Here is a 22,665-nt window from a genome sequence, read left to right on the forward strand (position 1 = left end):
CCATGCTGAAGCGCAGTTGTTACGCTGTAAGCCCCCGGCTGTGAACGCGCTGGATTAAATTGTAAAAGATTGTAAACAGGATGCGGTTCCCGGTGCCCGGTTCCGCCAGCCGTTCCGCCCGCATCTCCCCCGACCGAAAGCCCGATGAGCAGCAAGACCCCGCATATCCTGATCGTCGAGGACGAACCCGTCACCCGCAAGACGCTGGCAAGCTATCTGGACAGCTTCGGCTACCGGGTGTCCGAGACCGATTCCGCCGAAGAGGCCGAGGCGATCCTTGCCCGGGACGAGCCGGACCTGCTGCTGGTCGACATCAACCTGAAGGGCCGCGACGGGTTGGAGATCACCCGCGACCTGCGCAGCCGGTCCGAGATCGGCATCATCCTGATCTCGGGCCGCACCGACGAGGTGGACCGGATCGTCGGGCTGGAGCTTGGCGCCGACGACTATGTCTGCAAGCCGTTCAACCGGCGCGAATTGCTGGCGCGGATCAAGAACCTGCTGCGCCGCACCCATGCCCTGCGGGCGCTGTCGCGCAAGAGCTTCCGCTTCGACGGCTTCGGCTTCGACCCGACCATCCGGCAATTGACGGACCGCGACGGCACGGTCATCCCGCTGACCCGCGCGGAATACGAGCTGCTGCGGGTCTTCGTCGGCAATCCCGGCATCGTGCTGGACCGCGAAAGGCTGGCCGCCGCCGTCACCCAAAGGCGCAGCGGGGTGAACCCGCGCAGCACCGACGTGCTGGTGCAGCGGCTGCGCGCCAAGCTGGGCGACGATCCCCGGGCGCCGCGCATCCTCGCCACCGCGCATGGCGAGGGCTATGTGTTCACCGCCCTCTTCGACTGATCCCCGATCCGGTCGAGCGCCTGTTCCAGCGCGGCCCGCGCCTCGCCCGCCCGCCGCGGCAGGGTGGCGAGGGTGGCATCGAGCGCGGCCCCGTCGCCGCCGTCGCGCGCCAGCCGGTCGATCCGTTGCAGGTCCGCGACAAGGCGCGGCAGGTCGAAGTTCCCCGCCGCGCTGCCCAGCTGATGCGCCTCGCGCGACAGCCGGGCAAGATCGCCGTCCCGATGCGCGGCAAGGATCGCCTCCAGCCCGGGGCCGATCTGGTCGAGGAAGAGACGGGTCAGCCCGGCCACGGTTTCGGCCGGCAGGTCGGCCAGCGCCGCGGCCAGCACATCCCTGCCCTCCCCCTCCGCCGTCGCGCCGCTGGCGACGGCCAGCGCCCGCGCCAGCCGCTCCGGCGACAGCGGCTTGGCCACCATCGCCGACATCCCGGCCTCCAGGTTGGCCGCGACCGCCGCGCCGCCGACATGGGCGGACAGCCCGATCACAGGGACAGCGGCGCGGGCCGGATCGGCCAGGGCGCGGATGCGCCGCGTCGCCTCGGTCCCCGAGATGCCGGGCAGGTTCACATCCATCAGCACCGCGTCGAAATCCTGCTGCGCGGCAAGGGCGACCGCCTCCTCGCCCGTGGCGACCATGGTCAGGTGGTGGCCCATCGGCGCCAGATGCGCCTCGGCCACCATGCGGTTGATCGGGTGATCCTCCACCACCAGAAGCGACAGCGGCCGGATCGCGGGCAGCGGCGCGGGGGTCTCGGCCGGCGCGGCCCGCCCCTCCGGCAGGTGCAGCTCCAGCGTGAAGACGGCGCCCTCGCCCGGGCGGCTGTCGACCGAAAGGCGGCCGCCCATGGCCGTGGCGAAGCGGCGGCAGATCGCCAGCCCCAGGCCGGTGCCGCCGAACTGCCGGGCGGTCTGGCCGTCCTCCTGCTCGAACGGCTCGAAGATGCGCTCCAGCGCGGCGGGGCCGATGCCCTTGCCGGTGTCGCTGACCCGGAAGGTCAGGTCATGCCCGTCCTGCGCGGGTGTGGCGGTCAGATGCAGCGCCACCTCGCCCGCAGCGGTGAACTTGATCGCATTGGACAAAAGGTTGATCAGGATCTGCCGCAGCCGCCCCCGGTCGCCAAGGACGAAACCGGGCATCGGGTCCGGCAGGTCGATGCGGAAGCCAAGCCCCTTCTGCCGCGCGACCGGCGCCAGCAGCCCTTCCGCATCGCGGACCACCTCGGCCAGCGAGAAGCTTTCGCGGCGGGCGGGCTCGGCGCCGGTCTCGTCGCGGATGAAGTCGAGGATGTCGCCCAGGATCACCATCAGCCGGTCGCTGGATTGTTCCAGCGCCGCAAGCCGCTCGCTCTGGACCCGGCTCAGCCCGTCGCGCGGCAGGCCCCGCAGCATCCCGAGGACCCCGTTCATCGGGGTGCGTATCTCGTGGCTCATCATCGCCAGGAATTCGGATTTCGCCCGATCCGCCGCCTCGGCCCGTTCGCGCGCCACGGCATGGGCCGAAACCTCGCGGCGCAGGCTTTCGGTCTGCGCATCGACAAGGCTCTGCAACTCGTTCCGGTGCTGGTGCAGTTCGGCCAGGTGGCGGACGCGTTCCTCCTCCAGCGCGCGGTTCTGCAGCGCCTGCTGGCGGAAGACCTCGACCGCGCGCTCCATCCCGGCGATCTCGTCGCCGCCGCGGGGATGCACCGGGTCGCCGATATGCCCTTCGGCCAGCCGGCCCATCGACAGCGACAGCCGGTCCAGTCGGCGGGTGATGTTGCCGCGCACGTAGAACCACAGCACGGCAAGCGAGACCACCAGCGCGGTGGCCGCGCCCCAGGTCTGCAGGCGGCTGGTCAGGCTCAGCGCGGACTGCACCTCTTCCCCCGCCGCCGTGGCACGATCCTGGACCGAGGCGGCCAGCACCGCCGCCCCCTGGTCGAGCCGCGCCGCCGCCTCCAGCACGGTGGCCTGCGCCGCCTCGATCCGGCTGTCGAGGCCCAGCAGGGTTTCCGTCGCGTCCAGCACGTCGGGCGCCCCTGCCCCGCGTGCGCCGGGGGTGCGCGCCAGACCCGAGCGGATCGGCGTCAGCAGCGCCAGCGCCCGGTTGGCGCGCACCGGGTCCGGGATGGTCTGCACCCTGCGGCCGACGATGGCCAGCCGGCGGTCCATCTCGGCCCGGATCGCGGCAAGCTCGGCTTCGCCCCCGGCCCCGCGTTCGGTCAGGGCAGCCAGGCGGTTCAGCAGCAGCCCCAGTTCCGAAGCCTGCGCCCGCAGCTCGAACATCAGGCTCAGCTGGAACAGGTCGACCTCCATCAGCTTGTCCAGCGCCGCCAGCCGCGCCTCGGCCGCCGCCTCGCCCGCGCCGTCGATCTCGTAGAGGTTCGAGATCACCGCCGAGGCGGCGGCCTCGGCATTGGCCACCAGCGTATCGGCGATGCCGCCCAGTTCGGCCGCCGCGGCCAGCCCCTCGTCGAGCCGCTGGCGCAGGCTGGCGCGGGCAAGGATGCGGCGCTGCACCACCAGGTCCAGCACGCCGATGGCAAGGCGCAGGTCGGCCACGGCATCGGCCAGCGCGTCGATGGCCTCGGGGTCGGTCACCCGGTAGCGCGCGATCCTGGCGTTCATCAGATCGGTCTGGCCCATCAGCCAGGCCGTGCGCTCGCGCCGTTCGTCCTCGGTGCGCACGGCCGAGAGTTCCGGCGCCACCGCTACGATCCGGGCGCTGGCCTCGGTGAAGCCGCGCACGTCGGCCAGCGCCGGGATGGTCTGCCCGGTAACCGCCTCCTGCGTGCGGGCGACGCTGCGCAGCTCCAGCCAGCCCGCCAGCCCCGCCGCCGCCGGCAGGCCGACGATGACGAGAAAGGCCAGCAGCAGCTTCGCGCCCAGTCCGGTGCCGCGCCACATCTTCCTGTTTCCCCCTTTCCTCCGGGCCGGTTTGCGGGAAAGGTTGCACGGAACCGCCGCGAGGCCACGCGAAAAATGCGCCTGCCGATCCTGACCCTGCTGCTGGCCCTGGCCGCGCCCCTTCGGGCCGAGACCTGGGAGCTGGAGGTTCCCCGCATCCCGATGGACGACGCCAGCCCGACCGACCCGCTGTCCTACCGGCCGCTGGAACGGGCGTCGCAGCCCTGGAAGCTGTGCATCCTCTATCCGCATCTGAAGGACGCCTACTGGCTGAGCGTGAACCACGGCATGGCGGACGAGGCGGCACGGCTCGGCGTCGGCTTCACGCTGTATGAGGCGGGCGGCTATCCCAACCTCGCCCGCCAGATCGAGCAGGCCGAGGCCTGCGCCGCCTCGGGCGCCGATGCGCTGATCGTCGGGACGGTCTCCTGGGACGGGCTGACCCCGGTGCTGCGGCGGATTTCCGAACGGATCCCGGTGATCGCCGCGGTGAACGACATCGCGCCGGAAGGGATCGCCGCCAAGTCCAGCGTGCCCTGGCGCGAGATGGGGGCAGCCGCCGGCCGCGTGCTGGCCGAACGCCATCCCAAGGGCAGCGCGCCGGTCGACGTGGCCTGGTTCCCCGGCCCCGAGGGTGCGGGCTGGGTGCGGTTCGTCGAGGAAGGCTTCCGCGAGGCCATCGCCGGCAGTTCCGCCCGGGTGGTGGCGGTCAAGCACGGCGACACCGGCCGGGAAGAGCAGGTCCTGCTGATCGAGGAGGTTCTCGATGAGGTGGACCATATCGACTACCTGGTCGGCAGCGGCCCGATGGCCGAGGCGGCGGTCTCGATCCTGCGGTCGCGCGGGCGCGGGGGGATCGGCGTGATCTCGGACTACATGACCCATGCCGTGCACCGCGGGATCCGGCGCGGGCGCATCATCGCCGCCCCCAGCGACTTCCCGGTGATGCAGGGGCGGCTGGCGGTGGAGATGGCGGTGCGCGCGATCGAGGGCAAGCTGGTCGTGCGCCATGCCGGCCCCCGCATCGTCACCGTGACCGGGGAGAATATCGGCAGCTACGACGCGGCGAACACGCTGGCCCCCGCCGACTTCACCCCGGTCTTCTCGGCGGAGCCGTCCCGAACCGGCGGAGATGTTTCCCCTGCGGAATAATGTTTGACAGTCGGTGCCGGCGCCGCCCCTAATGGCGCGATCCCTTCCCCGGACCCGTTGCCAGAGATGTTCATCCGCGAAAGCCCCCGCGTCAGGCGGTTCCGGCCCGGCTGGTTCAGCCGCCGCGGGCTGATCGGCTCCGGCCTCGGGATGCTGGGCACGGGCCTGCTGCCGGGACGGCTGCGGGCCGGCGGCAAAAGCGTGCGGATCGGGCTTCTCGGCCCGCTCAGCGGCCCGGTCGCGGCCTGGGGCAAGCCCGGGTTGGACGGCAGCCTCCTGCGCGCGGAATGGATCAACGCCGAAGGCGGCATCCGCATCGGCGGCGAGAGCCTTCCCGTCGAGATCGTGGCCTTCGACGACGAATACGACCCCGCCCTGGCCCGGATCGGCGCAAGGCGGCTGATCCGGGACGAGGGCGTCAGCTTCATCATGATGCTGGGCGGCGACAGCTGGCCCGGGGTCGAGCCGGTCGTGCAGGAGAGCGGGATGCTCTGCTCGACCCTGCTGCCCTCGGACCTCGGCCCCACGACGACGACGCTGATCGCGCCCGCCGAGGTGCATCCGGTCTACAATGTCACCGGGGTCGACTGGCTGGCGCGCAACCGGCCGCATCTGAAGACCGCCGCGATCTGCGCGCAGGACGATGTCTTCGGCCTGCCCTCGGTCGCCACCTATCTGGCGGCCTTCGAGGCGGCGGGCATCCGCATGACCGGCGAGCCGCTGTTCTTCGACCCCGCCACCGCCGATTTCGCCCCGCTGGTCCGGCGGATGCTGTCCGGCGGGCCGCAGATCGTCTGCCTCGACACCTGCTATCCCGACTACGTCCTGCCGATCTGCGAACAGCTGTTCCGGCAGGGCTTCGCCGGGTAGATCCTGTCCTGCACGCTGGATTTCTACGACCGGATCATCGCCCGCACCTCCGAGGAATTCATGGAAGGCACGATCTTCCAGTTCCCCGATTTCGACGATCCGGCGCTGAACCGGCCCGGGATCGCCTTCGACCGCCCCAACGACTTCCATGCCGAATACCAGCGCCGCCATCCCGGGCAATGGAGTTCGGTCAGCTGGCAATATGCCGCGACGCTGGACCTGTGGTGCGCCGCCGCCGAGCAGGCGGGAACCGTGGCGCCGGCCGAGGTGCTGGCCGCGATGAAGGCGGGCGGCCAGCGCGCCCATGTCTTCGGCCCCGCCGAATGGTGGGGGGAGGAGATCTTCGGCATCTCGAACGCGCTGGTCGGCAACTGGCCGGTGGTCGAGCTGCAGGGGGGCAAGGCGCGGATCCGGGAGCTGGTCTCGGTCACCGGCTGGTATGACCGCCACGGCGAGATCCTGAAGCGATACCTGGCGGCCGCGGGGATGCGGCATGACTGACCCCGCGCGCCCTTCGTTCCTTGCCCGGCTGCGGCTGCGCCGGCCCGAAGCCGCTGCGCACCCATCTTCGGCCCGCAGTTCGCTGTTCCATCTGCGGATGGAGCAAAAGCACCGGGCAGATTACGCGGCGGCCCGGGAAAGGACCCTCGGCACCTGCCCGCGGGCGGAGGCCGAAGAAGGCCCTGCGGCCGGGCCGGCACAACGGCAGGGAAGGCCGGAGCCCCCGACCGAGCCTTAGCGAACCGGGAACTTTGCTAGCCGGCAGAATCGTCCAGCGCCCGGCGCTGCCGGATGTCCTCGGGATCGAACTGCTCTTCAGGCCCATTGTCGTTCGGATCCTCATCGAGCGGATCGTTGCCGGGAAGGATGTTGCCCTCGTCGTCCGCGGGCAGGGTTTCGTCCTGCGGCCACGGCAGATCATCGTCGCCGCGGTCGAAGACCGGCTCGTCGGCTGGCGGCAGGTCGTTCGTCTTCGGGCTGGGAACATCCGGGGACTTGGCCATGGTTTCCTCCTGATCTGTCGTCTCCGGGAACCGGAGGCTGCAAGGATCAATCCGAAAGCAGGCCCTCGGGTTCCGGCCCCCGGGGGCGCCTGGCGCGATGGGAACATTTGAGCACGACAGCGATTGAGGAGGTATCGGCGCTTGGCGCCGGTTCTTATCACGAGGAGTGCAAAGCCATGGCAGACCCGACCAGGAACCAGCCCGGCCAACCCGGCCAGCAGACCCAGGACCCGAACCGCCAGCCCTCGCCCGGGCAGCAGCAGCAGCAGGACCCGGGGCAGAAGCAGCCCGGTCAGCAACAGCCGGGGCAACAGCCCCAGCAGCCGCAGCGCCAGTAGTCTGCGGCAAGACGGCGGGGTCCTGATCCCGCCGTTCTTTCGCTCAGTGCATCACCAGGATCGGCTGAAGGACCAGCTTCGTTCCCGCGATCCTGAATTTGCTGTCGGGCGCCACGACCACGCGGTTGCTGTTGGACAGCACATACCGATGGCGGCGCTGCCCGGGCAGGTGACGGGTCCGCAGCAAGCGAAAGACCATGACCCGCTCGCCGGTCTCGGTCAGGCAAACGATCCTGCGGACGGTGATCCAGCGGTCATCCATCGCACATCCTCCCTCAAAGCATCGCACCACTATCGGGCGAGTCGGGCAACCCTCTTTCGCTGGTCGAGCGTATTCCGCGCCTGAACGCCGATGCCTGAGCCGGGCGAGATGGCCGCCCTGCGGGGGCTGGCGGACATCGCCGCGCTGCCTTTGGTGTTGCGACACGGCGGATCGGCCGGCACCAGAAATCCTGCTTCGGATTATCTTTCTGAAATCAATATTTTGCGGATTATCTTGGCGCACCCGACAGGATTCGAACCTGTGACCTCTGCCTTCGGAGTTTTTACGATTGCCTTGCGCCACGCTACGAAAGGATACGCCATGACACGCCATCATACTGTAAATAAAAGACAATTTGAAAATCCACTCTGCCTGGGCTATCCTGCGGCACGCTCCAGTTTACTCCCTGCTGCTTACGTGGTGCTTACGCGGAACGCGGCCCCGTCAGAGGAAAGCCGCCATGACTAAGCTCACGAAAATGACTGTAGATGCCGCCGAAACCCATGAGAAGGACTATGTGATCTGGGACGATGACCTGCCCGGTTTCGGCCTCCGTGTCTTTGCCTCGGGCTGTCGCAGTTACGTTCTTCAATATCGGACGGCCGGCCGGTCACGCCGCTACACCATAGGCCTGCACGGCATCTGGACCGCCGAAACCGCGCGGCAGGAGGCCAAGGTTCAACTCGGCCGCATTGCCCAGGGCGACGACCCGGCAGAGGAGCCAACTGGATCTGAAGGCTCTCACGATCAAGGGACTTTGCGATCTCTATGTCGGCGACCTGAAGGCGGGCCTCATCCTTGGCAAAGGCGGACGCCCAAAGAAGACTTCCACTTCGACAGTGGATTTTGGTCGCATAGAACGGCGCATCGTCCCCCTGATCGGTAAGCGCCGGGTCAAGGATCTCACCAAGTGCGGCTATTTCCGCGCCAGCGAAATCCGCCTGTCGCCGGAGATCGATGCGACGCTGTGACGGCGGTCGCCCGGCGGCCGCTGAAATGGCATTCAGCAAGCCTTATACCGCACATAACCGAAGGTTTCTTGATCCCGAGGGGCATCGGGCGGATCGTCCGTGGCGAAACCCAAACGGCAGCATTTATTGACCATGTTCGACGATCATTCCATGCTCCAGAAAACTTGTGACGTTCTGATCATCGGAGCGGGTGCCGGCGGGTTGACCGCTGCGGTGACGGCGGCCCATGCCGGGCTGAAGGTGGTCGTCGTCGAAAAGTCGGCCTGGTTCGGCGGAAGCACGGCGCTGTCGGGCGGATGGATCTGGATTCCGTGCAATCCGGTTGCAGAAGCGGAGGGCCATGATGACGATCCTGCGCGTGCAGAGCTTTATGTGCGCCATCACACCGGAGCGTATTTCCAGCCGGAACAGGTGCGCAGCTATCTGGCGAACGGGCCGGAAATGGTTCGGTTCCTTCAGGAAAACACCGAGGTCCAGTTTCTGGCGGATCGCACCTTCGCAGACTACTTCCCCGATGATCCGGGCGGATCGAAGGGAGGTCGGTCCCTCGTGGCCAAGCCTTTCGACGGGCGGGCACTCGGCGACCGGCTGAAAAACCTCCGGCCGCCGCTGAAGCAGCAGACCTTTCTGGGGATGCTGGTCGGTTCGGGTGCGCATCTGAAGCACTTCCTCAATGCCACGAAGTCATTCAGATCGGCTGCAATCGTGCTGCGCTCGCTTGCTGGATATGGGTTCGATCTCCTGCGCTACGGTCGGGGCGTCAAGCTTTACAACGGGAACGCGCTGATGGGCCGGCTGGCGAAGGCTGCGCTCGACAACGGCGTGACGATCCTGCTGTCCACCCCTGCGGTCGGGCTGGAGCAGCAGGACGGTGTCGCGACGGGCGCGCTGGTGGAAAGCAGCGGCCGAACGATCCGGATCGAGGCGCGCCGGGGTGTCATCCTCGCTTCCGGCGGCTTCCCGCATGATCCCGAAAAGCGGCGGCGCTACTTCCCGAAGGAACAGACGGTTTCGATCGCCCCCGAGGAAAACGCCGGAGACGGCGCACGCATGGCCGCTGCAATGGGTGCGGTGATCCAGGAAAGGTCGCTTGCGCCTGCCTATACGGCTGTCTTTTCCAAGCATCGGAATGCCGGCGGCGAAACCCTGCTTTATCCGCATTTCATGGACCGGGCGAAGCCGGGCATCATCGCCGTCGACAGTTCGGGCCGCCGCTTCTGCAACGAGAGCAACTCCTACCACGATGTCGCGCAGGAGATGATCCGTCAGGGAATCGACGGGGTGGAAAAGCGCGCGTTCTTCCTTGCCGATCACCGAGCCGTCAGAAAATACGGACTGGGCGCTGCGCGACCGTTCCCCCTGCCCCTCCGCCCGCACCTCCGTTCGGGATATCTGACCCGGGCGCAGACCCTCGGCGACCTCGCCGCAAGGCTGGGTCTGCCGTCACAGGCGCTTTCCGACGAACTGGAGCAGTTCAATCGCTACGCAGCGTCCGGCAGCGATCCGAAATTTCGCCGCGGCGAAAGCGCCTATAACGCATTCCAAGGCGACTACGAGCACACGCCGAACCCCTGTCTTGCCCCGCTTGCCACCCCGCCCTTCTATGCGGTCGAGATCCATGCCGGCGACTTCGGCCCCTTCATCGGGCTGCGGATCAATCCCGATGCACAGGTTCTGGACGCGGAGGGCCGCGCCATACCGCGTCTCTATGCCGCCGGAAACGATGCCGCCAATGTCTTCTCGGGGGCCTGCCTCGGGGGCGGAATAACCATCGGTCCGGCGATGGTCTTCGGATACATCGCCGGAAAATCGGTATCCCGGTTCTGATCCAAAACTATGACCGGACAGATCGGAAGAGCGGGGTCAAAGCTCGCCTTCCGTTACAGGTGTCAACTGAAATTCCTTTATGAACTCCTTTGCAGCCGCGGACGGCGGCTTGAGAACCGGAAATGTGGCAACAAGCGTCCGGTTAATGGACGGCTCCACCAGACGCAGACTGCGCATTCCGTCGCGCAAATCGCTCTCGCGGATGGACGATGCCGGCAGAAGGGTCGCGCGACCGGAGCCTCTGACCAGCGCAAATACCGTCGAAAGCGAGTCGATTTCCATCTCCGGCACGATACTAAGTCCGGCCTTTCTGAATTCCGCCTCTATCAGAATTCGAATGAGGTTCTTGGAAGAAGGTAGAATCAAACTTACCCCAATCAGGTTCTTCCCAGTAATCTCATCGCCCGGAATATCCGATTGCGGTCCAACCAAAACCCGCATTTCTTCGGTCAGGATCGGGTCGGAATGCAGTCGCGGGTCGCTCTCCGATGTGCCGAGAATGGCCAGGTCGAGGTTTCCGTTCAGCAGCCATTCGACAAGGTGGACGCTGTATCCTTCCGAAACCGAAAGCTGGACATCGGGGAATTTCCTTTGAAAATCCGCGAGGATGTCTACCAGTATGCCCCGCGCAATGGACGGCGGGACCCCGACGGAAAGACCACCCGCTATCTTTCCCGGGCCACTGCGCAGCCGCCGCCTGATCTCGGCCGCCCCTTCGAGGACTTCGAGACAGAGGGGATAGATCTCGGCCGCTCGGTCATTAGGCAGAACTCCACCGGGTGTCCGCTCGAAAAGAACAGTGCCATATTCTTCTTCGATCCGGCGAATTTGCATTGAAACTGCCGGCTGAACCACATGAAGGCGCTTTGCAGCCTTTGTAATACTCTTCTCCTCGTAGAGAGCCACAAAATACTGGATTTGGCGGAAGTCCATTTATTGCCTGTCGATGCAAGTCGCGCGTCCGGCCTTCGGCGCACCAAAGCAGGGAATCCCACGAACCATCGAAGTTGCACCCTCCGCCCACTGTTTTCGTCGTCCGCCACATCATAGTAGAAATGGCGCCCGCCGCAACGGCTTTGCGAAAGTGCGACGACAGTTCGCAGGCAAATCGCGCCGCTTCACGCGGGTTTATGCGCCGCATCAGAAGACTTTATTGGTCATCACGCAGTGATCCTTCCAGAGTTGCCCAGACCTGAAGCACAAACTGGCCGAACCTGATATGGCGCGAAAAATACGGATTCTCATGGCGAAGGTCGGTCTCGACGGCCACGACGTGGGCGCGCGGGTGGTCGCGCGGGGGCTGCTCGAGGCAGGGATGGAGGTCATCTACACCGGGATACGCCGGACACCCGAGCAAATCGCGCGCATCGCCATGGAGGAGGATGTGGATGTCGTCGGCATCAGCATCCTGTCCGGCGCGCATCTGGCTCTGGTTCCGAAGGTGCGTTCGCTGCTAGATTCATCAGTCGTGATGGTGGTCGGCGGGGTCATTCCACAGGAGGATATCCCCGAACTCGAGAACGTCGGTGTGTCGCGCGTGTTCCTGTCCGGCACCAGTGTCGCCGAAATCGCGGAATACATTCAGTCCGCCGTATCATTCCCTGAAGAAAGCAACGGAAGCTCCGATGGGCGTTGATTCCCATATCCGAAACGCATTTGCAAAATTCCGCGACCGTATCGCTCTTGTCGAAGGCCCCAGGCGCTGGAGTTTCGGCGAACTCGACACGGTTGTCGCGCGGATCGCCGGGGGGCTTGCCGAACGGCTGCCGCCGGGCAGCCGGGTGTGTCTCTTCATGCAGAACCGGGCGGAATACCTTATCCTGCAGCTGGCACTGGAGCGCGCGGGGCTGGTGCGGGTGCCGCTGAACATGCGCTACACCACCTTCGAGGCGGAACGCGTGGTCGGCGACTGCGGCGCCCGGGCAGTCTTCTGCGATGGCGCGACGGTTGCCCGTACCAGCGGACTGGCGGGCAGCGGCCTGTGGATATGCCAGGTCGACGGCGAGGCCGAGGGCGGGCCGGACTGGCAGGCGCTGTGCCGTCACGACGGCCCCGAGGCCAGGCCGGCGGAGGATCGCGATGCGCTGTGCGGCATCAGCTACACCTCGGGCTCTTCGGGGGTGCCGAAGGGCGTCATGCTCAGCCACCGCAACTGGCAGGCCGTCTATCGCAATATGCTGATCGACCGCGATATCCGCGGGACCGACCGGCTGGCGCATATCGGCCCGCTGACCCATGCCAGCGGAACCTATGCAACGCCGTTCCTGCTGCGGGGAGCAACGAACGTGATCGTACCCGGCGGAAGTTTGGATGTGCTTTTGCCCACCATCGAGGCCGAGCGGATTACCGCATTCAGCTGCGTTCCGACCGTGCTGACCCGCATCCTGAACGACCCGTCCATCGACCGCCACGACCTCACCTCGATACGCTGGGTCGGCTACGGCGCCGAGGCCATCCAGGGCAACACGCTGGAAAAGGCCCTGACCCGCTGGGGCAAGGTGCTGACCCATAACTATGGTCTGACCGAGGCAATGATGACCTGCGCCTTCCTGACGGCCGAGGACCATCTGGTCGCGGCGGGGCCGGATGCGGGCAAGCCCCGGCTGGGCTGCATCGGACGGCCCTACAGCTTTGTCGACATCGTGCTGCGCGCGCCGGACGGCAACCCCGTTCCCGCGGGCGAGATCGGCGAAATCACCATTCAGGCCGAGCATGTGATGCAGGGTTACTGGAACCGTCCTGAGGAAACCGCGAAGGTGTTGCGGGACGGCTGGCTCTGGTCCGGCGATCTGGCGCGGCGGGACAACGACGGTTTCATCTACATCGTCGGCCGCTCGAAGGAGATGCTGATCTCGGGCGGTTTCAACATCTATCCGGCCGAGGTCGAAGCCTGTCTCTCGGGGCTGGCCGGCGTGCGCGAAGCCGCTGTCGTCGGCATTCCCGACCCTGATTTCGGCGAGGTGGCGGTGGCCGTCGTGGTGGCCGACCCGGGCACCGAGCTTTCGATGACGTTCTGCGAGGCTCATTGCAAGCCACTGCTCGGAATACGGACTCCGCGCCGCTGGCTGGCAATGCCCGCCCTGCCCCGCACCGGCAACGGCAAGGTCGACAAGGCGGCGATCCGCGACTGGGTCCATCAGAAGCTTGGGGTGGAAGCATGACCGCCGACAGCGACATCGTCATTCTTTCGGTGGCCCGCACGCCCTTCGGGCGCTTCGGCGGCGCGCTGAAATCCCTGTCGGCTCCCCGGTTGGGCGGACTGGCCATGGCCGAGGCCCTGCGACGCAGCGGGCTGCCGGGAGAGGAGCTGGACGCGCTGTTTGCCGGCATCGGCATGATCGGGGCGAACCGGCTGACGGCAACCCGCCAGGCGCTGCTGGAGCACTCGGGCCTGCCCGAAACCTTGCCGTCGCTGGGTGTCGACCGGGCCTGCTGTTCGGGGTTGACTGCCATCGGTCTCGGCTGGCGCGAACTGCTGACGGGTCAGGCCGGTGCCGTGATGTGCGGCGGCTTCGAGAGCCTCAGCAACACGCCCTTCCTCTGGCCCCGGCAGCGCGGTATCAGGCCCGGTGCCGTCGATGTGTCCGATCCGCTGACTCTCAGGGCCGACTTCCTCGACAAGGCAATTGCCCGCTATACCGGCGAGGAAGCGGTTGCCATGGGCGTGGACCGGCAGGCGCAGGACGACTGGGCGCTGCGCAGCCACCGTTCGGCGCTGACGGCAGAGGCAGAGGGCCACTACGATGCCGAGAGGTTCGCCATCGACCTGCCCGAAGCCCGGCTTGCCCAGGATGAATCGCCGCGATCCGACCTGACGCCCGAGCGCCTGGCGAAGCTGAAAACCGTCTACGACAGCCCCACCGTAACCCCCGGCAATGCACCCGGCCTGAACGACGGTGCGGCGTTCATGGTTCTGGCGACCCGTGGTTTCGCCCGGGCGCACGGGCTGGAGCCGCTGGCGCAGGTTCTGGGCCATGTGCAGGTCGCGGGGGGGGCGACCTCGGGATCCTACATGCCCGCAGTGGCTATTGCGAAACTGCTCGAGCGCGCAGGCCGAACGCTCGCCGACGTGTCCCGTTTCGAGATCAACGAGGCCTTCGCCGCCACGCCGCTCGTCAGCACGCTGTTCCTGACCGACCGCAACCAAGCTGCGGCCGAGGCGATTCAGACGCGCACCAATCTCGCCGGCGGCGCGGTGGCGCTCGGCCATCCCCTCGGCGCCAGCGGGGCGCGGATCGCAATGACCCTTGCCATGGGCTTGCGCCGCACCGGCGGCGGGCTGGGCGTCGCATCGATCTGCGGCGGCTTCGGTCAGGGCGACGCGCTGTTGCTGGACGTCGGCTGAGCCATGGACCTGCTCGTCCGCCGCCAGCTTGCCTCCGCCCTGACCCGGGTCGAGAACCGGAGCGGCAACTGGCGCGACATCTTGCGGGACTGTAGCCGGGCCGGCAGCAATGCCCTGGTGATCGGCGTGACCGGCCCGCCGGGCGCGGGCAAGTCCACGCTGGTCGATGCTCTTGCCGCCCACTGGGCGGGGATGGGCGAAACGGTGGCCGTTCTTGCCATCGACCCAGCCAGCCCCTTCTCGGGTGGCGCCGTGCTGGGCGACCGGGTGCGGATGACCCGCAGCGAGGGAAACGACCGGATATTCATCCGCTCGATGTCGGCGCGCGGGCATTCCGGCGGCCTCAATGCCGCCGCGCTCGATCTCTGCACGGTGATGGCCGGCCATGGCGCCAGCCGCATTCTGATCGAGACGGTAGGTGTCGGACAGAACGAGGTGGAGGTCGCCTTCGTTGCCGATTGCACCTTGGTCGTCTCGGTCCCGGGCCTTGGCGATTCCGTCCAGGCTGCCAAGGCGGGCCTGCTGGAGGTGGGCGATATCTATGTCGTCAACAAGGGCGATTTGCCGGGTGCGGCCAGCGTGGCGCGCGATCTGTCGACCATGCTGGCGCTGGTGTTTCCTGGTCTTCCGGGGGCCAGCGGGCCGCAAGCCGACCGTTCGATGATGGTCTCGATCCCGGGCGCCACGCGCAAGCTGCTCTCGGCCCGCTACGGCGCGCCGGAGGATCCGGGCGGCGCCTGGCATCCGCCGGTTCTCGCGGTCTCGGCCCTGAGCGGCCAGTCGGTCGGCGAGCTGACGGAGTGGCTCTCCACCTTCGGCACATGGCTGCGGCAAAGCCCGGCCGGCAAGCGCCGCCGGCGCGAAAGGGTGAAGCTGCAACTTGTGGCGCTGCTGAAGCAGCGGCTTTTCGACCGGCTGCAACAAGACGACCATGCCGGCGCGCTGACGGACTGGATCGACCGGGTTCTTTCCGGCGCGCTGGACGTTCACTCCGCAACCGACCAGATTTTACAGGACAAAGGCCCGCCCCATGCCCGATGACAGGCAAGCTCCCTCCCCCTCCGACATCCAGAAGGCGCATCAGGACTGGCTGGAGCAGCTCTACGCACCCGCAACCGCGCAAACGCCCGAGCGCCGCAGCTTCGAGGTGGATATCGGCAAGAAGATCGAACCGCTCTACTCGCCCGCCTCGCTGGAAGAGATCGGCTTCGACCATGACCGCGATGTCGGCTTCCCGGGGCAGTACCCGTTCACCCGCGGCGACTCGCCCACCATGTATCGGACCGAGCCTTTCGTCGTTTCGGCCTATTCGGGCTATGGCGAGGCGGTGGAATGCAACAAGCGGTTCAGGAAGCTGATCGGACTGGGCGTCGAACAAATCCTCGTCGCCTTCGACCTGCCCACCCAGTGCGGCTATGATTCAGACGACCTGATGTCGGCGGGTGAGGTCGGCAAGGTCGGCGTCTCCATCGACACTCTGGCCGACATGGAGCTGCTGTTCGACGGCATCCCGCTGAACTCGGTCAAGCGGGTCGGCACGCTGGGCAATGCCATCGGCCCGATCGTAGCGGCGCTCTATGCCGCCCTCGGCGAGAAGCAGGGGCTGGACTACAGCCAGTATACTGTCAATCTCCAGAATGATCCGCTGAAGGAATATCTCGCCCGCGGCACCCAGATCATCCCGGCGGAGCCGGCGGCGCGGCTGGCGGTGGACCCGGTGGTCTGGTGTGCCGAACATGCGCCGCACTGGTCGCCGATCACCGTCTGCTACAACCACCTGAACGCCGGCGGCGCGGGGTCGACCTGGGGCGCCTCGCTGGCGCTGGCCAATGCGATCCACTACCTCGACCTGCTGGTCGCGCGCGGCCTGCCCATCGACAAGGTGGCACCGCTGTTCCACATGTTCCCCGACGAGCGGCACGATTTCTTCGTCTCGGTCGCCAACCTGCGGGCGCTGCGGCGGACCTGGGCGCGGCTCTTGCGCGAACGCTATGGCGCCCAGGCGACGGCATCGCTGGCACTGAAGACCACGGTCTACGGCCACGGTCAGGAAACCCTTCAGGAACCGCTGAATAACATCGTCCGCATCGGCTTCGGCACCCTGGCCTATGTGCTGGGCGGGGCGAGCTACGTCTATATCGCTTCCTACGACGAGGCGGTCAGCACACCGACCGAGGAAACTGTCCGCGTCGCTATCCGCACGCAGCAGATCCTGGCGCAGGAGCACGGCTTCACCGACACCATCGACCCCCTGGGCGGATCGTATTTCGTCGAGACTCTGACCAAGACCACTGCCGAAGACATGTGGGCGCAGATCGCCCGCATCGACGAGATCGGCGGTGCGCTGCGGGTGATCGACAGCGGCTTTGGACGCGAGATCATGAACCGCGGCGCTCAGCTGCGGCAGAAGCGGCTGGACAGTGGGCAGCGGCCCTGGGTCACGGTGAACATGTATCCAGAAAAGCCCAACGTGCCGAACACCGCCTTCCGCATGGACCCCTCGACCACCGAGCGCCAGCACGCCCGCACCGCCGAAATCCGCCGCACCCGCGACAACGACAGGGTGCAGCGCGCACTGGCGGCGATCGACAAGGCCTGCGAGCAGGGCGAGAACCAGATGCCCGCCGTGCTGGAGGCGGTTCGGGCCTATGCGACGGTGGGCGAGATCTGCGAGCGCTGGCGGCGGGCCTATGGCACCTTCGAGCCGTCGGTGGCATTCTGAGCGCCGGTTAGGCCGAACGGAAAAGGGGCGCCTCCGGCTTGGGGCGCCCCTTTCATCATTTCCGATAGCGTCAAGCCATCGCCACCGCATTGATCTCGACCAGCCAGGCGGGATCGAGCAGCCGGGCGGACACCACGGTCAGCGCCGGGGTCCGCTTGCCCAGCACCTCGCCGCGGACCACCCGGTTCTCGGCCGCGAAGGCCGGGTCGGCCAGGAAGACGGTGACGTTCACCAGATGGTCCAGCGTCAGCCCCGCCGCGGCCAGACGCGCCTCGACATTTGTCCAGGCGGCACGGCACTGCGCGGCGAAGCCCTCGGGCAGCGAACCGTCGGCCGCCTCGGCGGTCTGGCCGCTGACGAAGACCATCCGGCTGGCGCCCGACACCTCGACCGCCTGCGCATAGCCCCCGGTCGGCCCGGGGGAGAAAGCCCTGATCCCGGCCATGGTCAGAGCAGGTGCATGTGCATGCCGCCGTCGATGTCGAAATGCCCGCCGGTCGAGAAGCCGAACGTGCCTTTCGCCAGCGTGGCGACGCCGCGGCCCACATCCTCGGGCGAGCCCCAGCGATTGATGGGCGTGAAGCCCTTGGCCATCATGTCGTCGTAGCGCGCCACCACCGCCGGGGCCGAGGTCATGCCAGTGCGGATCAGGCCGGGACGGATTTCGTGGACGGCGATGCCCTCTTCCGCCAGCCGCGTGGCGAAAAGCTGCGAGAGCATGGTCATGCCAGCCTTCGAGATGCAGTATTCGCCGCGCAGGATGCTTGCGATCTTCGCCCCGCTCGACGAGATGCAGATGATGCTGCGGTAATGGTTCGACGGCGCGGCGATCATCCGCTTGGCAACCTTCTGCGTCATGAAGAAATGCGAGCGCAGGTTGACGTTCAGGCAGCGGTTGTAGCTTTCGACCGACACTTCCAGCAGATCGCCCCGCACCATCGCGCCCACGCCGGCGTTGTTGACCAGCGTGTCGATGCGACCGAAGGCGTTCCAGGCCGCCTCGACGATGGCTTCCTGCGCATCCAGATCGGACACGTCGCCCTTCACGAAGGCGGCCCGCTGGCCGCGCGCTTTCACGCCTTCGATGGCGGCGGCGGCTTCCTCGTCCTCGGCGATGTCGTTGATGACGACATCGAAGCCGTTCTCGGCCAACGCCCAGGCGATGCCGCGGCCGATGCCGCTCCTGCCCCCGGTGATGAAGGCGATCGGGCTTTCACTCTGTGACATGATATTCTCCCTGATCAGTCAAGAAATCGGTTGTGGATGCGGGGGTCAATGCCCCTCGCCCTCCGCCTTGGGAACGAAGCCGCTTCCCCGGTTCAGCCAGGCGGCCAGCGCGACCGCGACAAGGCTGAAGCCGATGAGGATGGTGGCGATGGCAGTGATGGTCGGGTTGATCTGAAGCACCAGCTGGTTGAACATCCGCTTCGGAATGGTGAGATGGGTGCCGGAGACGAACAGCGTCACCACCACCTCGTCGAAGCTGATCACGAAGGCGAACAGCCAGGCGGCGGCGGCATTCGGCAGCAGGTTCGGCATCAGGATCCGGGTCATCATCTGCCAGCGGCTTGCCCCCAGCGTCAGGGCCACCTGTTCGACCCGCACGTCGAAGGACCGTATCGCCAGCGTCATCAGCAGCACAACATAGGGAGCAGCGATCACCACATGCGCAGCGATCAGCGCCAGATAGTTCCCCAGGATGCCGATCCGGGCATAGAAGATGTAGAGCGCCACCGCGATGATCACCGGCGGCAGGATCATCGGCGAGATGAAGTTGGTCTCCAGTGCGCCGCGCCCCCTGAAAGTTCCGCGGACGATGCCGTAGGCCGCAAGCGTGCCAAGGCCGAGGGCAAGGGTGCTGGAACTCACCCCGATGATCAGCGAATTCAGCGCGGCTTCCAGCCACAGCGGATCGCTGAAGAACGCCTCATACCAGCGCAGCGACAGGCCGGGCGGCGGAAAGCGCAGCGACTCCGCGCTGGAGAACGACATCGGCACCACGACGATGATCGGCAGGGCCAGGAACAGCAGCACCAGGATGCCCACGGTGGCCAGGGGCAGGCGCCGCAGCCGTTCCCGGCGCCGGCTTGCTGCGAGATGCGCGTTCATTCCACCCTCCGCAGGCGTTGGTAGGCGACGAAAAGCCCGACGGTCAGCACCAGCAGCACCAGCGAGATCGCGGCAGCGAGGTTCCAGCGCGGGAACTGGTTGATCAGGATGTCCAGCATATTCGCGATCAGCGGCACCTTGCCGCCGCCCAGGATCGCCGGCGTAATGTAGAAGCCGAGGCTGAGGATCGAGATCAGGATGAAGGTCGCCCCCAGGGCGGGCAGCGTCAGCGGAAAGAACACCCGCCAGAAGAACTGGAACGACGAGGCGCCCATCGTATAGGCGATCTGCCGCAGGCGCGGATCCACCTGAAGCATCGCCGCGAACAGCGGCAGCAGCATGAAGGGCAGCAGCACGTTGATCATGCCGATGGCCACGCCAAGTTCGTTGTAGAGGAACTCCACCGGCTTCTCGGTCAGCCCGGTCGACATCAGGAAGCGGTTCACGATGCCGGAATTGCCGAGAACCACGATCCAGGCATAGGTCCGCACCAGGATCGAGACCCAGAACGAGGTCACGATGATCGCCAGCGCCACGGTCTGGCCACGCCGCGAAAGTCCGGTCATCCAATAGGCCAGCGGATAGCCGATCAGCGCACAGGCGAACGACACGACAAGGGCGATGCGGATGGTGCGCCAGACCACCGGCAGATAGACCTTGGAGGCCGCAACCTCCTGGAAGTTCGCCACCGTGACCGCCCCGGTCTTCTGGTCGAGCAGGCTGGAGGCGGCAGTCATCAGGAGCGGCAGGTTGAAGACGAAGCCGACCAGCAGCAACAGCGGCAGCACCCAGACGAAACCGCTCGGCTGTCGTCTGGCGGCAGGTCGCACCGCACGGGCGGCACCGGCCGGATATCGGCCGGAGGCGGTCCTGCTGGTCTGGGTCTGGTTGGTCATGGGGTCTCCGCAACTGCCCGGATGGGGAAACGCTGGCCTGCCCCAGGAGGCAGGCCAGCGTGTCGGCACTTATTGCGCCAGCTTGAATTCCTGCCAGCGGCGCTCGACCTCATCGGCGTTGTCGAACCACCACTTGCCGTCGGTCACGAACTGGACATCCCGGTTCTCCTTGTAGTTGGGGAACTGGTGCAGACGGTCCTGCGGCAGCAGCGGATCCAGCGCCGGGCTGGGGCCGGTATAGCTGATATACTGGGCGACGCAGGCCTGTTTCTCGGGATCGGAATATTCGTGCAGGTAGAGCATCGCCGCTTCCTGCATCGCTGGGTCCGACTCTTTCGGCACGCCCCACCACGAGGTTTCCAGCATCCCGCCCTTGAACGAATGGGCGAGCGTGTCCTTGTTCACGATCCGGCCGGACCAGCCGATCGCATATTGCGCCTCGTTGTCTTCCAGAAGCTGGGCCACCTGCCCGCCGGCCGACCACCAGATCACGTCGCCCTTCACCCGCTCCAGCGTCTTGAACGCGCGGTCCAGGTCGAGCGGGAACAGTTCTTCCGGCGGCACGCCATCGGCCAGTGCCGCGAAGGCCAGCACGTAGCCGGGATAGTCCGGCAGCGCGCGCTTGCCCGGGAAGTTCTCGGTATCGAAGAACTCCTGCCAAGTGGTCGGCGCCTTCGCGTCCGGGCGCCAGGCCATGATGGTCGAGAAGTAGGTATGGGCGAAACCATAGGGTTTCTGCGCGTCCGGAAACATCTCGAACGGCGCCACCGCCTCCCAGTTGATGGGATCGAGCATGCCCGAGGCCTGGGCGCGCTCCAGTTCGGTGGTCTCGAGGTCCATCAGCGCGACATCGACGGCGCCCGCCTGGACCTTGCCGGCCAGCTTGGCAAAGCCCGCCGGAGTTTCGAGTTCGACGGCGATGCCGTATTTCTCGGTGAAGGGCGCATCGACGCATTTCTGCACCGCATCGGTCCATTCTCCCCCGGCGGTAAGGATGCGCAGCACCTTGGCCGGTTCAGCCGTGGCCGCAGAGGACAGGGAAGCGGCGGCAACAGCAAGCCAGCCAACCGCGAGGTTGTTTTTCATGTCATCTCTCCCATGTTGTTGAACCCCGGTCTGCCCGGGCCTTGTTTTTCTTGTCAGCTCGCCAGCAGCCAGAGATCCTCCGGGTTCCATGCCAGCCCCACCCGGCTACCCGCCGGGAAGTCTCGTTTGGTCTGGGCGGTCTGGACGACGAAGTCGAACCCGCCCTCGCTTTGCAAATGCACCCGGACGCCTTCGCCCAGGAAGACGGTCTCGCGCACTATGGCCGCGACCGAGCCCGTCGCGCCGGGCTCGACGATCGCGATCTGCTCGGGCCGCAGGATTCCCACCGTTGCGTCGCCACCCTTGATGCCATTGCCTGGAGGATGTGCGCTGATGCGCTCGCCACCGGGCAGTTCGATGAAGACTCCCTCCGCTGCCGAGCGCAGCGGGCCGCGAAACACGTTGGCGACGCCGAGGAAGCCCGCCACGAATTCGTTGGCAGGTTCGTGATAGGCCTGCCGCGGCTCGGCGATCTGCTGGATGCGGCCTTCCGACATGATCACCACCTCGTCGGCCATCGACATCGCCTCGTCCTGGTCGTGCGTGACCAGCAGAGTGGTGATCCCAAGCTCGCGCTGCAGATGACGCAGCTCCAGCCGCACCTCCTCGCGCAGCTTGCGGTCCAGCGCTGCCAAGGGTTCGTCCAGCAGAAGGACACTCGGCTGGAAGACGATAGCCCGTGCGATGGCCACACGCTGTTGCTGGCCTCCCGAAAGCTGCGCAGGCTTGCGGCGGGCGAAATCGGTGATGCGAACGCGCTCCAGCGCTTCCATGACGCGGGGTCGGATCTGGGCTTCGGGGAAACGCCGGACACGCAGCGGGAAGGCCACGTTCTCGTAGACCGAGAGATGCGGAAACAGCGCATAGCTTTGGAACACCAGTCCCACATTGCGTTCCGCAGAAGGCAGGAACGTCACGTCGCGGTCGTCCACCAGGATGCGGCCGGACGACGGCAGGTTGATGCCGGCCAGGATGGACAGCATGGTGCTCTTGCCCGATCCGCTGGGGCCGAGCACCGCGGTCAGGGTGCCGGAACGCACCGACATGGAGATGTCGGACAGCGCCTGATAGGCCCCGTAGAACATGTTCAGGTTTTCGATGCGGATCGAACTCAAGTCTGCTACCCCGTCTTTCTCATTGTCGGGTTATCGGCCCGGTTTCCCTGCCCGCTCCGGATACAAACCAGTCTTTCCAGTTTGTGGCGGATCGGCAATTAGCGATTGTTTATGCGTGCTATCAGGCTGAATAATGCGGTGGCTCGTCGTTGCCGAAACGGTCTCCGCGACCGCGCTATCGGCCATTCGCAGACCAAGATTTGTCGATGAACATCGTAGGTCAAAGCTTCTCGA

Annotated in this window: 21 protein-coding genes and 2 pseudogenes; 13 read left to right on the plus strand and 10 right to left on the minus strand. The window is 66.5% G+C overall.

Annotation, left to right across the window (positions count from 1 at the left end):
- Positions 1-144 precede the first annotated feature (144 nt).
- Positions 145-849, plus strand: coding sequence for a response regulator (locus G5B31_RS16350; RefSeq protein WP_165019277.1), 705 nt, complete (start codon positions 145-147; stop codon positions 847-849).
- On the opposite strand, the gene G5B31_RS16355 is transcribed toward G5B31_RS16350, so the two are convergent.
- Entirely contained in the window at positions 822-3,734 is a 2,913-nt protein-coding gene (locus tag G5B31_RS16355) for an ATP-binding protein (RefSeq protein ID WP_165019278.1), read from the minus strand. The two genes, G5B31_RS16350 and G5B31_RS16355, sit on opposite strands and share 28 nt — an antisense overlap.
- A 75-nt stretch (positions 3,735-3,809) precedes the next feature.
- On the opposite strand from G5B31_RS16355, the gene torT reads away from it, so the two are divergent.
- Entirely contained in the window at positions 3,810-4,886 is a 1,077-nt protein-coding gene (gene torT, locus G5B31_RS16360; protein WP_165019279.1) for a TMAO reductase system periplasmic protein TorT, read from the plus strand.
- Positions 4,887-5,036: 150 nt separating this feature from the next.
- Positions 5,037-6,257 (plus strand): annotated as a pseudogene (locus G5B31_RS16365) (ABC transporter substrate-binding protein).
- Between the two features lie 254 nt (positions 6,258-6,511).
- On the opposite strand, the gene G5B31_RS16370 reads toward G5B31_RS16365, so the two are convergent.
- Positions 6,512-6,760, minus strand: a complete 249-nt coding sequence (locus tag G5B31_RS16370) for a hypothetical protein (protein ID WP_165019280.1) — start codon at positions 6,758-6,760, stop codon at positions 6,512-6,514.
- Positions 6,761-6,936: 176 nt separating this feature from the next.
- On the opposite strand from G5B31_RS16370, the gene G5B31_RS16375 reads away from it, so the two are divergent.
- Complete coding sequence (locus tag G5B31_RS16375; RefSeq protein WP_165019281.1) at positions 6,937-7,098, plus strand: hypothetical protein; 162 nt, start codon at positions 6,937-6,939, stop codon at positions 7,096-7,098.
- Positions 7,099-7,141: 43 nt separating this feature from the next.
- Here the strand turns inward: G5B31_RS16375 and G5B31_RS16380 are convergent, their stop codons facing one another.
- A complete protein-coding gene (locus G5B31_RS16380) occupies positions 7,142-7,360 on the minus strand; it encodes a hypothetical protein (protein ID WP_165019282.1) in 219 nt (72 codons plus the stop codon).
- Between the two features lie 90 nt (positions 7,361-7,450).
- On the opposite strand from G5B31_RS16380, the gene G5B31_RS16385 reads away from it, so the two are divergent.
- From G5B31_RS16385 to G5B31_RS16395, 4 genes and pseudogenes are all read left to right on the plus strand, one after another.
- Positions 7,451-7,828 carry a hypothetical protein gene (locus G5B31_RS16385; protein ID WP_165019283.1) on the plus strand — a complete coding sequence of 126 codons (378 nt, stop codon included), beginning with the start codon at positions 7,451-7,453 and terminating at the stop codon, positions 7,826-7,828.
- A 10-nt stretch (positions 7,829-7,838) separates the two neighbouring features.
- Positions 7,839-8,021, plus strand: a pseudogene (locus G5B31_RS21255) (Arm DNA-binding domain-containing protein); the annotation flags it as partial.
- Between the two features lie 31 nt (positions 8,022-8,052).
- On the plus strand, positions 8,053-8,331 hold the full coding sequence (locus G5B31_RS21260) for a hypothetical protein (RefSeq protein ID WP_240904464.1): 279 nt from the start codon (positions 8,053-8,055) through the stop codon (positions 8,329-8,331).
- 99 nt (positions 8,332-8,430) lie between these two features.
- Complete coding sequence (locus G5B31_RS16395) at positions 8,431-10,158, plus strand: FAD-dependent oxidoreductase (protein ID WP_205911987.1); 1,728 nt, start codon at positions 8,431-8,433, stop codon at positions 10,156-10,158.
- Between the two features lie 36 nt (positions 10,159-10,194).
- On the opposite strand, the gene G5B31_RS16400 is transcribed toward G5B31_RS16395, so the two are convergent.
- Positions 10,195-11,091 carry a LysR family transcriptional regulator gene (locus tag G5B31_RS16400; protein WP_165019284.1) on the minus strand — a complete coding sequence of 299 codons (897 nt, stop codon included), beginning with the start codon at positions 11,089-11,091 and terminating at the stop codon, positions 10,195-10,197.
- Positions 11,092-11,377: 286 nt separating this feature from the next.
- Here G5B31_RS16400 and G5B31_RS16405 point away from each other — a divergent pair, with 286 nt between their 5' ends.
- The 5 genes from G5B31_RS16405 to G5B31_RS16425 are packed head-to-tail and all read left to right on the plus strand — an operon-like array spanning position 11,378 to position 17,225.
- Positions 11,378-11,794: a cobalamin B12-binding domain-containing protein gene (locus G5B31_RS16405; RefSeq protein ID WP_165019285.1), complete on the plus strand. Its 417-nt coding sequence runs from the start codon at positions 11,378-11,380 to the stop codon at positions 11,792-11,794.
- Complete coding sequence (locus G5B31_RS16410; RefSeq protein ID WP_165019286.1) at positions 11,784-13,319, plus strand: class I adenylate-forming enzyme family protein; 1,536 nt, start codon at positions 11,784-11,786, stop codon at positions 13,317-13,319. The genes G5B31_RS16405 and G5B31_RS16410 overlap by 11 nt, the downstream gene beginning before the upstream one ends.
- The gene (locus G5B31_RS16415; RefSeq protein WP_165019287.1) at positions 13,316-14,503 is read left to right on the plus strand and encodes a thiolase family protein; all 1,188 of its coding nucleotides are present in this window, start codon (positions 13,316-13,318) and stop codon (positions 14,501-14,503) included. Before G5B31_RS16410 ends, G5B31_RS16415 begins: the two co-directional genes overlap by 4 nt.
- 3 nt (positions 14,504-14,506) lie before the next feature.
- Entirely contained in the window at positions 14,507-15,544 is a 1,038-nt protein-coding gene (gene meaB / locus G5B31_RS16420; protein WP_165019288.1) for a methylmalonyl Co-A mutase-associated GTPase MeaB, read from the plus strand.
- Positions 15,534-17,225, plus strand: a complete 1,692-nt coding sequence (locus tag G5B31_RS16425; RefSeq protein ID WP_165019289.1) for a methylmalonyl-CoA mutase family protein — start codon at positions 15,534-15,536, stop codon at positions 17,223-17,225. Before meaB ends, G5B31_RS16425 begins: the two co-directional genes overlap by 11 nt.
- 70 nt (positions 17,226-17,295) lie before the next feature.
- On the opposite strand, the gene G5B31_RS16430 is transcribed toward G5B31_RS16425, so the two are convergent.
- From G5B31_RS16430 to G5B31_RS16455, 6 genes are all read right to left on the minus strand, one after another.
- Positions 17,296-17,670, minus strand: coding sequence for a RidA family protein (locus G5B31_RS16430; protein ID WP_165019290.1), 375 nt, complete (start codon positions 17,668-17,670; stop codon positions 17,296-17,298).
- Between the two features lie 2 nt (positions 17,671-17,672).
- Positions 17,673-18,452 (minus strand): 3-ketoacyl-ACP reductase, encoded by a 780-nt coding sequence (locus G5B31_RS16435; protein ID WP_165019291.1) that lies wholly within the window; start codon positions 18,450-18,452, stop codon positions 17,673-17,675.
- Positions 18,453-18,497: 45 nt separating this feature from the next.
- A complete protein-coding gene (locus G5B31_RS16440) occupies positions 18,498-19,334 on the minus strand; it encodes an ABC transporter permease (RefSeq protein ID WP_165019292.1) in 837 nt (278 codons plus the stop codon).
- Positions 19,331-20,230 (minus strand): ABC transporter permease, encoded by a 900-nt coding sequence (locus G5B31_RS16445; RefSeq protein WP_165019293.1) that lies wholly within the window; start codon positions 20,228-20,230, stop codon positions 19,331-19,333. The genes G5B31_RS16440 and G5B31_RS16445 overlap by 4 nt, the downstream gene beginning before the upstream one ends.
- 69 nt (positions 20,231-20,299) lie before the next feature.
- Positions 20,300-21,316 (minus strand): extracellular solute-binding protein, encoded by a 1,017-nt coding sequence (locus G5B31_RS16450; protein WP_165019294.1) that lies wholly within the window; start codon positions 21,314-21,316, stop codon positions 20,300-20,302.
- 53 nt (positions 21,317-21,369) lie between these two features.
- Positions 21,370-22,431, minus strand: coding sequence for an ABC transporter ATP-binding protein (locus G5B31_RS16455; RefSeq protein ID WP_165019295.1), 1,062 nt, complete (start codon positions 22,429-22,431; stop codon positions 21,370-21,372).
- Positions 22,432-22,665: the final 234 nt, after the last annotated feature.

Origin of the sequence: Rhodobacter sp. SGA-6-6, from assembly GCF_011043545.1 — a bacterium.
Lineage (GTDB): Bacteria > Pseudomonadota > Alphaproteobacteria > Rhodobacterales > Rhodobacteraceae > Pseudogemmobacter.

Excerpts from the sequence above, each read along its gene's own strand:
- G5B31_RS16375 (WP_165019281.1), top strand. The coding sequence starts at position 6,937 with ATGGCAGACCCGACCAGGAACCAGCCCGGCCAACCCGGCCAGCAGACC.
- G5B31_RS16385 (WP_165019283.1), top strand. The coding sequence starts at position 7,451 with ATGCCTGAGCCGGGCGAGATGGCCGCCCTGCGGGGGCTGGCGGACATC.
- G5B31_RS16350 (WP_165019277.1), top strand. The coding sequence starts at position 145 with ATGAGCAGCAAGACCCCGCATATCCTGATCGTCGAGGACGAACCCGTC.
- G5B31_RS16415 (WP_165019287.1), top strand. The coding sequence starts at position 13,316 with ATGACCGCCGACAGCGACATCGTCATTCTTTCGGTGGCCCGCACGCCC.
- G5B31_RS16410 (WP_165019286.1), top strand. The coding sequence starts at position 11,784 with ATGGGCGTTGATTCCCATATCCGAAACGCATTTGCAAAATTCCGCGAC.
- G5B31_RS16450 (WP_165019294.1), bottom strand. The coding sequence starts at position 21,316 with ATGAAAAACAACCTCGCGGTTGGCTGGCTTGCTGTTGCCGCCGCTTCC.
- meaB (WP_165019288.1), top strand. The coding sequence starts at position 14,507 with ATGGACCTGCTCGTCCGCCGCCAGCTTGCCTCCGCCCTGACCCGGGTC.
- G5B31_RS16425 (WP_165019289.1), top strand. The coding sequence starts at position 15,534 with ATGCCCGATGACAGGCAAGCTCCCTCCCCCTCCGACATCCAGAAGGCG.
- torT (WP_165019279.1), top strand. The coding sequence starts at position 3,810 with ATGCGCCTGCCGATCCTGACCCTGCTGCTGGCCCTGGCCGCGCCCCTT.
- G5B31_RS16445 (WP_165019293.1), bottom strand. The coding sequence starts at position 20,230 with ATGACCAACCAGACCCAGACCAGCAGGACCGCCTCCGGCCGATATCCG.
- G5B31_RS16430 (WP_165019290.1), bottom strand. The coding sequence starts at position 17,670 with ATGGCCGGGATCAGGGCTTTCTCCCCCGGGCCGACCGGGGGCTATGCG.
- G5B31_RS16405 (WP_165019285.1), top strand. The coding sequence starts at position 11,378 with ATGGCGCGAAAAATACGGATTCTCATGGCGAAGGTCGGTCTCGACGGC.
- G5B31_RS16380 (WP_165019282.1), bottom strand. The coding sequence starts at position 7,360 with ATGGATGACCGCTGGATCACCGTCCGCAGGATCGTTTGCCTGACCGAG.
- G5B31_RS16400 (WP_165019284.1), bottom strand. The coding sequence starts at position 11,091 with ATGGACTTCCGCCAAATCCAGTATTTTGTGGCTCTCTACGAGGAGAAG.
- G5B31_RS16370 (WP_165019280.1), bottom strand. The coding sequence starts at position 6,760 with ATGGCCAAGTCCCCGGATGTTCCCAGCCCGAAGACGAACGACCTGCCG.
- G5B31_RS16355 (WP_165019278.1), bottom strand. The coding sequence starts at position 3,734 with ATGTGGCGCGGCACCGGACTGGGCGCGAAGCTGCTGCTGGCCTTTCTC.
- G5B31_RS16440 (WP_165019292.1), bottom strand. The coding sequence starts at position 19,334 with ATGAACGCGCATCTCGCAGCAAGCCGGCGCCGGGAACGGCTGCGGCGC.
- G5B31_RS16435 (WP_165019291.1), bottom strand. The coding sequence starts at position 18,452 with ATGTCACAGAGTGAAAGCCCGATCGCCTTCATCACCGGGGGCAGGAGC.